Source organism: Exiguobacterium sp. SH0S7 (assembly GCF_004337195.1).
Taxonomy (GTDB): domain Bacteria; phylum Bacillota; class Bacilli; order Exiguobacteriales; family Exiguobacteriaceae; genus Exiguobacterium; species Exiguobacterium aurantiacum_A.
On the sequence record NZ_SJVA01000002.1, the window covers coordinates 605,590 to 612,904 of the forward strand.

6 protein-coding genes, 14 tRNA genes and 2 rRNA genes are annotated in these 7,315 nt (G+C 51.3%); 1 reads left to right on the forward strand and 21 read right to left on the reverse strand.

The features are described from left to right. Positions 1–138 precede the first annotated feature (138 nt). A complete protein-coding gene (locus tag EVJ22_RS06715; protein ID WP_233589631.1) occupies positions 139–1,926 on the forward strand; it encodes a transglycosylase domain-containing protein in 1,788 nt (595 codons plus the stop codon). Between the two features lie 25 nt (positions 1,927–1,951). Here the strand turns inward: EVJ22_RS06715 and EVJ22_RS06720 are convergent, their stop codons facing one another. The 21 genes from EVJ22_RS06720 to EVJ22_RS06820 form a co-directional block, all read right to left on the reverse strand. Continuing rightward, entirely contained in the window at positions 1,952–2,782 is an 831-nt protein-coding gene (locus EVJ22_RS06720; protein WP_158625504.1) for a hypothetical protein, read from the reverse strand. A 62-nt stretch (positions 2,783–2,844) separates the two neighbouring features. Then, positions 2,845–3,402, reverse strand: coding sequence for a DUF5366 family protein (locus EVJ22_RS06725; protein ID WP_131441616.1), 558 nt, complete (start codon positions 3,400–3,402; stop codon positions 2,845–2,847). A 228-nt stretch (positions 3,403–3,630) separates the two neighbouring features. Further along, positions 3,631–4,104 carry a tRNA (uridine(34)/cytosine(34)/5-carboxymethylaminomethyluridine(34)-2'-O)-methyltransferase TrmL gene (gene trmL / locus EVJ22_RS06730; protein WP_070327891.1) on the reverse strand — a complete coding sequence of 158 codons (474 nt, stop codon included), beginning with the start codon at positions 4,102–4,104 and terminating at the stop codon, positions 3,631–3,633. A gap of 10 nt (positions 4,105–4,114) precedes the next feature. Continuing rightward, on the reverse strand, positions 4,115–4,549 hold the full coding sequence (locus EVJ22_RS06735) for a methylated-DNA--[protein]-cysteine S-methyltransferase (RefSeq protein WP_131441624.1): 435 nt from the start codon (positions 4,547–4,549) through the stop codon (positions 4,115–4,117). Further along, entirely contained in the window at positions 4,539–5,687 is a 1,149-nt protein-coding gene (gene queG / locus EVJ22_RS06740; protein WP_131443551.1) for a tRNA epoxyqueuosine(34) reductase QueG, read from the reverse strand. The genes EVJ22_RS06735 and queG overlap by 11 nt, the downstream gene beginning before the upstream one ends. A gap of 73 nt (positions 5,688–5,760) precedes the next feature. Beyond that, a tRNA-Gly gene (locus EVJ22_RS06745) sits at positions 5,761–5,831 on the reverse strand. A gap of 6 nt (positions 5,832–5,837) precedes the next feature. Then, a tRNA-Leu gene (locus tag EVJ22_RS06750) sits at positions 5,838–5,918 on the reverse strand. A 9-nt stretch (positions 5,919–5,927) separates the two neighbouring features. Beyond that, a tRNA-Cys gene (locus EVJ22_RS06755) sits at positions 5,928–6,001 on the reverse strand. A 12-nt stretch (positions 6,002–6,013) separates the two neighbouring features. After that, positions 6,014–6,088, reverse strand: a tRNA-Gly gene (locus EVJ22_RS06760). Between the two features lie 4 nt (positions 6,089–6,092). After that, positions 6,093–6,167: transfer RNA gene (locus tag EVJ22_RS06765), tRNA-Gln, on the reverse strand. 6 nt (positions 6,168–6,173) lie between these two features. Next, positions 6,174–6,249: transfer RNA gene (locus tag EVJ22_RS06770), tRNA-His, on the reverse strand. 9 nt (positions 6,250–6,258) lie between these two features. Further along, positions 6,259–6,329: transfer RNA gene (locus EVJ22_RS06775), tRNA-Trp, on the reverse strand. Between the two features lie 3 nt (positions 6,330–6,332). Continuing rightward, positions 6,333–6,416: transfer RNA gene (locus EVJ22_RS06780), tRNA-Tyr, on the reverse strand. A gap of 5 nt (positions 6,417–6,421) precedes the next feature. Next, positions 6,422–6,497: transfer RNA gene (locus EVJ22_RS06785), tRNA-Phe, on the reverse strand. 31 nt (positions 6,498–6,528) lie between these two features. Further along, positions 6,529–6,604, reverse strand: a tRNA-Asp gene (locus EVJ22_RS06790). Between the two features lie 6 nt (positions 6,605–6,610). After that, positions 6,611–6,684 (reverse strand) — tRNA-Met (locus tag EVJ22_RS06795). 17 nt (positions 6,685–6,701) lie between these two features. Next, positions 6,702–6,776: transfer RNA gene (locus EVJ22_RS06800), tRNA-Glu, on the reverse strand. A gap of 17 nt (positions 6,777–6,793) precedes the next feature. After that, positions 6,794–6,884: transfer RNA gene (locus tag EVJ22_RS06805), tRNA-Ser, on the reverse strand. Between the two features lie 15 nt (positions 6,885–6,899). Beyond that, positions 6,900–6,974: transfer RNA gene (locus EVJ22_RS06810), tRNA-Asn, on the reverse strand. An 8-nt stretch (positions 6,975–6,982) separates the two neighbouring features. Continuing rightward, positions 6,983–7,098: ribosomal RNA gene (gene rrf, locus EVJ22_RS06815) — 5S ribosomal RNA — on the reverse strand. A 94-nt stretch (positions 7,099–7,192) separates the two neighbouring features. Continuing rightward, positions 7,193–7,315 (reverse strand): 23S ribosomal RNA (locus EVJ22_RS06820); the annotation flags it as partial.

Consider the following 7,315-nt stretch of genomic DNA (forward strand, 5'->3'; position numbering starts at 1 on the left):
AATTCATAATATAATCCTCTATTACCCTTTTTCGCTGTTTCCTAATGTATTCCTGCTTAAATTATTATATGATAGCGTTTACATTTTGAATTTTATCGAAAGATTGACGATATAATGAATAGAGAAAGAGGTGAGACGATGAGAGCATGGCTCGGGGTTGTGTTTATTGCTGGATTGGTTGCCGTCGGCTTCACAGTCAGCGGAGCTTTAAAAGAAGAGATTGACCAAGCGAAAACGATTGTCGCGTGGGGCGAGGAGGCCGTCCGCTCCGCTCCGCTCTCATCGAAACATGCTGTCATGCTGACTTATAAAGGAGGGACGGAACAGTTGTATTTGAACGGTCGCCGCAACGATGTCTCCGTCGATGGGCTTCCGAATCACATCCGTGAAGCAATCATCGTCATTGAGGATCGGAAGTTCAACGCCCATCCCGGCTATGACCTCGGAGGGATTGCCCGAGCGTTCATCAACAACGCGAACGAATCGTCGGTCCAAGGCGGGAGCACGATTACCCAACAACTGGCCCGGAATGAATATTTAACGCACGAACGGACGTATGAGCGCAAAGTAAAGGAATTAATGATCGCGCGAGCGCTTGAAAAAAATTATAGTAAAAAAGAAATTATGACCGCTTACAGTAATGTTATTTTCTTCGGTCATAACATCTATGGTATCCAGTCGGCAGCCGATACGTACTTTTCCCGTCCACTAGACGATTTAAATTGGAACCAGATTGCTTTCTTGCTGACTGTACCGAACAATCCGTCCCTTTACGATCCGCTTGACCCATCTCCTGCCTTTTACGAGCGTAAAGATCGCATCCTAACGCAATTGAGAGATGCGGGTGTCCTATCGAAGCAAGCATATGATGCGTTTCACGGCGTCAAACTCAAGGCCTCTTATCGTAGCCACAAAGTCCGCTATCCAGACTATATGGACACGGTCATGAAAGACGCGGTCCGCCTCGTCCGTACACGTTATGACCTCGATGAAGAAGCGGCTAAAGATTACTTGGCGAGCAATAAAGCAACAGTCGAAACGTATTTGTCCGTCGAACGTCAAAACCAAGCGAAACAAGTGATGAGCCGCTTACCGAACGGCTTGAACGGCGGCTATGCCGAATTGACGCCGAACGGGCGCATCGTCGCCCTCGTCGATTCTGAGATGAAGCAGAGTGGTGAATTCAACCGGGCCACCCAAGCGTACCGGCAGCCGGGCTCGGCTATAAAACCTGTCCTTGTGTTTGCGCCTTACATCGAAGAGACCGGAGCGAAGCTCGATACGGTGCTTGACGGACGACCTGTCTGTTACGGGACGTATTGCCCGACGAACAGTGGCAACCGTGTCCTAGGCGACGTCACGCTCCAAGATACGGTCGCTTACTCGTATAACACACCGGCACTCGCCGCGTTCACGGCGATCGATCAAGAGCGAGCTTACGAGACGGCCGACATGATGTTCAGCCAGTGGGATCCCGACAAAGACAGCAATCTCGCGAGCGCGCTCGGCGGTCTGACACAAGGAGTATCTCCGAAGGAACTCGCTGCCGCGTACACGCCTTTTCTCAATAAAGGTGTGTACGTATCTGGTCAGACGATTAAAGAAATCCGCTTTGCTTCGGGCGCCCCGACAATCAGCCCGGGCATGATGAAACAAGCCGTCTGGTCGGACGAGACGGCCTCGGCGATGCAAGAAGCGTTATCTGCCGTCACAACGTACGGAACGGGACGTTACGCCGGCCAGATCAAACGCCCTTACGTCGGAGGCAAGACCGGCACGACCAACTCGCATAAGGACATGTGGTATGTCGGCTTGACCGATCAGACGATCACGGCGATCTGGCTCGGTGCCGACACACCGCGTCCGTTCCCGGAGCTTGCCAACCAGGCATACCCGGCTATCATTTGGACAGAAGCGCATCGCTAAAAAACAAGGCTAGAGGACGCGTCCTCTAGCCTTGTTTCGTCCGTCTGTATATTTTGACGGTAAATGCGCCCCAAGCTGCGCGTAGTTCGGTTTCGTCAATCACTTTCCACGGATTAAACATCGTCTGGCCGTTCTTGTTGAAGAACAGCTCATCGTCTATACGATACGTCGCATGCTGCAAACGTCCGGCGTCATCCCAAAAAGTGAGAACGTCCCCTGCCTCAGCTGCCGCATCGACTTGAGTATAAGACGCATGAGCCAGTGTCTGTAAAAACGTCTTCGGATGGACCCATTGCGTGATCAACCAGTCTTCCCCCGTCACAGCAAACAGTGTCGCCGCTAAGCAGTTGCTCCCCGCCTCCGTCGAGAACATGTTGGCGTATCTCGTCAAATGACTTGGTGCTTCAAGTGGTAAATCATGTGCGTCCCACACATCCCATTCTTTCGCGTAGTTCAGCACTAGCTGACGGCGCTCGAAGTTCGTCATCAGCGTCCATACATCTTGTTGCAAGACGAGGTGTCTCACCCCGTCCACGTTGATGATATAAGGCATCCACTCTCGTCTGGATTCGTCGTCCGTTAACCGAAAGACAAGTCCTCGGCCGACCGTGGCCTGAAATGTGAGCACATCGCTTCTCAACGCGTCCGGTAACGATGTTAGCCACCCGCTAGGCGCATGGACAACGTGTGTCGCGACCGGATCGACCGTCCAGTATGTGTAGCTGTTGGCGACGCTAATATCCCGATATGTCGGATGCTGACTGAACTCTTCTCTTGGTATGAGCAATATGCCTGGAGAATGATCGAGCCGCGATAGTAGCCGTTCATCGATAAAGTACAAATCATGAGCAGGCATAAACGACTTGATCCATTCGTTGATCACAGCTTCTGAAGGGGCTAGTTTTATGTGAGGCCCGTTCATAAGATGATATCCCCGACCGAGTTAAACAGCCTGAGGAGCGCCCAGACGAGCCCACTTAAAAGAATCGCCCACATCATCGCTTGAATCAACAAGAGCCCGATTGCACGAAGTGTCGACATCAACTGACTGACTTGCCAAATATAGTAGAATAAATAGACGACAAACGTGCCAAGCAAGACCGCAATCGCTGCCGGCAGTGAAGTCAAAAACAAAAAACTGACACCTGAACCGACCAAGAAAATCGTTGCTCCTGGCTTTAAGCGATGGAGCGAGCTACCGTTCGTCTCACGCGCAAAAAATGCGAAACCGAGTTGGTTGAACGTATCGGCGACGAGTTTGAAAGCGCTAAACAGCATGAAGTATATCGTGAAGAACATGACGAGCACGAGGATCTTCGTCTCTTGAACAGACAACAGAGCGATGATTTCACTATACACCCCGACACGCGTCAGCCATTGAATGGCGTATTCAGACGTGGCGATAGCGAGTGACATCGAAAAAAGAATGATCCCAATCAACGGGGCGTAGCTTAACAAGTACACATTTGTTTTCATATAGGCTCTCATTTCACAAGAATTTCTCATATTCAGTGCAAATCTATTATCAAGTATATTATAATATTCGTAGTCACGGAGAACAAAAGGGGGATTTTTAAATGGGATTATTATTAATGGTCGGAATCAGTGTCGTCTTCCTTGCGGCGATCTTAACAGCAGGATACAACAGAAAACCTGAAGGTAATCAATAAGAGCCTCGATTCTAACGAATCGGGCTCTTTTTTCTTACTTTAATCCCGCATAGCTTTGCTGGCGCAGTGCCTCATAGACGATGATGGCTGCCGTGTTCGAGACGTTGAGCGAACGGACGAGGTTTGACTGGGGCAAGCGGATGCAGCGGTCAAGGTTGTCCTCGATCACTTCCATCGGTAAGCCTTTCGTCTCACGTCCGAAGACGAAGAAATAGTCTTTCTCGACGTCAGACACGTCAAGGTCACTCGGATACTGTTCGCCGTACTTTGTAATATAGAAAAATTCGCCGTCCGGATGTTGTGCCCATAGTTCGTCAAGCGAGTCATGGTAACGGACGTCGACGAACTGCCAATAGTCGAGGCCGGCCCGTTTTAACATCTTGTCATCCGTCGAGAAGCCGAGCGGACGAATCAGATGGAGCACCGAGTTCGTTGCCGCACACGTCCGCGAGACGTTACCCGTATTTGCCGGGATTTCCGGTTGAAACATTACTACATGGTTAGCCATAATCTATTCCTCACTTCACTTGTTCGATATCGAGTAATCGTTGTTTTTGATCGAGCCCGCCCGCAAAACCCGTGAGCTGTCCGCTGCTGCCGACGACACGATGGCACGGGAAGATGACAGGTAACGGATTACGGTTCAACGCCTGGCCGACGGCACGGACTGCTTTCGGACGTCCAATCTGTTCCGCGATTTGTTTATACGTCCGCGTCTCTCCAGACGGGATCGTCAACAACGCATCCCACACTTCTTGTTGGAAAACCGTCCCGTTCATATCAATCCACACGCGGTCAATTTCTTGGAGCCCTTCCCGTTCGACCCGTTCGATCATGTTGACGAGCCACACCGGTGCGCTCCCATCTGCCTGTTTTGTTTCCGCAAAGTCTAACGCGATTAATTTTCCCTGCTCATTTAATTCGTACGATAACGTTCCCCATTTAGATGACACGGTCTTCACGTTCCCACTCCTCTCGGAATATACGAATCTCTTCTTTAACCAGTTCTGATTGTTCTACGCGTTCGATCTCTTGATAGATTGCTTCGGCGTCAGTACCGAGAATCGCGCCGATCGCCCAGACAGCCGTCGCCCGCATGTCTTCACGCTCATCGGTTCGAATGAATGTTTCGAGCACCGAGACGGCTGACGGTTCACGGTAATGTGCGAGCGCTAAGATCGCGTTACGTTGAATCGGCTTCTTGCCGCGCCACGAACCGGACAAGTGACCAAACTTCGCCTTGAACTCGCGGTTACTCAAGCTGAGCAACGGTTCGAGCAGCGGTTTTACGACTTCTGCCTCCGGCAACAGCTCTTCATGATGGCGCCAATCTTTCTTACGGTTATATGGACAGACTTGTTGGCACGTATCACAGCCGTAAAGGCGTCCGCCAAGCTGCGAGCGGAACTCTCGCGGCATGAGCGTCTTCATCTGGGTCAAGTAAGCGATGCACCGTTTGGCGTCAAGCACACCCGGTTCAACGAGCGCCGTCGTCGGACAGGCGGTCATGCATTTATCACAGTCCCCGCACCCGTCCTCGATTGCTGTATCGGGTGGCAGATACGTGTCTAAAATCATCTCGCCCAAGTACAAGTAAGATCCCTTCTCCGGCGAAATGATCGAGCAATTTTTTCCACTAAACCCGATTCCGGCCCGTTCGGCCACAGCCCGGTCAACGAGTTCACCCGTGTCGACCATCGAGCGCGTTTTGACGCCGGGAACGAGTTCTTCGATATACACTTGAAGCTGTTCAAGCCGTGAGCCGACGGCGCGATGATAATCAAGCCCCCATGAGGCACGCGCGAACAGCCCACGCCGTTCGCCCGCCACGCTTCGGGGCGCATCTTTCAATTTGCTCGGGTAGGCGACCGCAATCGCAATGATAGACTGGGCGTCCTCTAACAATAGTTCAGGCGTCGTCCGCTTATCAAGGTCGGGTTCTTCAAATCCCGAAGCGAAACCTTTCTCTTGTTGTTTGATGAGTCGTTGTTTCATGACGATGAACGGATCGGCCGTCGTCACTTTCAACTCATCGATCCCGATTGACGCAGCATACTCGACAATCTGTTGTTTTAGTATCTCAGGAGTCATCCCATTCATCACCTCACTCTTCTTATTTTCGCATACAAAAAATCTCTCCGCCACTAAGGGCAGAGAGATATGAAGCGGGTGAAGAGAATCGAACTCTCGTCATCAGCTTGGAAGGCTGAGGTTTTACCATTAAACTACACCCGCAGAGAGTACCGGTGGTCGGAGTCGAACCGACACTCCAGAGGAACACGATTTTGAGTCGTGCGCGTCTACCAATTCCGCCACACCGGCATATTATGTTGGAGGCGCCAGTCGGAATCGAACCGACGATAGAGGAGTTGCAGTCCTCTGCCTTACCACTTGGCTATGGCGCCAAAGAGATTAAATGGAGCGGAAGACGGGATTCGAACCCGCGACCCCGACCTTGGCAAGGTCGTATTCTACCACTGAACTACTTCCGCAAAATGGCTGGGCTGGAAGGGATCGAACCTACGCATGTCGGAATCAAAATCCGATGCCTTACCACTTGGCTACAGCCCAACAAAATGGGGCGACTGAAGGGAATTGAACCCTCGAATGCCGGAATCACAATCCGGTGCGTTAACCACTTCGCCACAATCGCCATGATAAACAGGGGCAGCAGGAATCGAACCCGCGCTGACGGTTTTGGAGACCGTAGTTCTACCGCTAAACTATGCCCCTAAGTGGTGGGGGGGGGCGGATTCGAACCGCCGAACCCGAGGGAGCGGATTTACAGTCCGCCGCGTTTAGCCACTTCGCTACCCCCCCACATATGGTGGCTTTGGACGGAATCGAACCGCCGACACAAGGATTTTCAGTCCTTTGCTCTACCAACTGAGCTACAAAGCCATGTATGTAGTAATTTAGTTAAATAAAAAAATGGCGGTCCTGACGGGATTCGAACCCGCGATCTCCTGCGTGACAGGCAGGCATGTTAACCGCTACACCACAGGACCACACAATTGCGGGGGCTGGATTTGAACCAACGACCTTTGGGTTATGAGCCCAACGAGCTACCAGACTGCTCCACCCCGCGACGATATAAAATTTAAATGGTGACCCGTACGGGAATCGAACCCGTGTTACCGCCGTGAAAGGGCGGTGTCTTAACCGCTTGACCAACGGGCCATACAATATGGATAAACTGGCGGAGAGCAAGGGATTCGAACCCTTGAGACGGTTGTGCCGCCTACACGAATTCCAATCGTGCTCCTTCGGCCACTCGGACAGCTCTCCAAAGAAGAGAAAAAGTGGCTCCGCAAGTAGGATTTGAACCTACGACCTACCGGTTAACAGCCGGTTGCTCTACCACTGAGCTATTGCGGAACGATCTTGCCTGGCAACGTCCTATCCTCACAGGGGGAGACCCCCAACTACTTTCGGCGCTGAAGCGCTTAACTTCCGTGTTCGGCATGGGAACGGGTGTGGCCGCTTCGCTATCGCCACCAGACAAGTATTATATTAACATCATTTAACAATGACGTCAATATGTTTTTAAGAGATTGAACTCTCAAAACTGAAGATTCATCAATACAAACCATTTCTAGATCAAAGCCTCGACCGATTAGTATCATTCAGCTCCACACGTCGCCGTGCTTCCACCCATGACCTATCTACCTCATCGTCTCTGAGGGGTCTTTCTTGATTGCTCAAAGGGAAATCTCATC

Bases quoted from the DNA above. Each gene is read 5' to 3' on its own strand.
- EVJ22_RS06720 (WP_158625504.1), bottom strand. From the start codon at position 2,782: ATGCCTGCTCATGATTTGTACTTTATCGATGAACGGCTACTATCGCGG.
- trmL (WP_070327891.1), bottom strand. From the start codon at position 4,104: ATGGCTAACCATGTAGTAATGTTTCAACCGGAAATCCCGGCAAATACG.
- EVJ22_RS06715 (WP_233589631.1), top strand. From the start codon at position 139: ATGAGAGCATGGCTCGGGGTTGTGTTTATTGCTGGATTGGTTGCCGTC.
- queG (WP_131443551.1), bottom strand. From the start codon at position 5,687: ATGACTCCTGAGATACTAAAACAACAGATTGTCGAGTATGCTGCGTCA.
- EVJ22_RS06725 (WP_131441616.1), bottom strand. From the start codon at position 3,402: ATGAAAACAAATGTGTACTTGTTAAGCTACGCCCCGTTGATTGGGATC.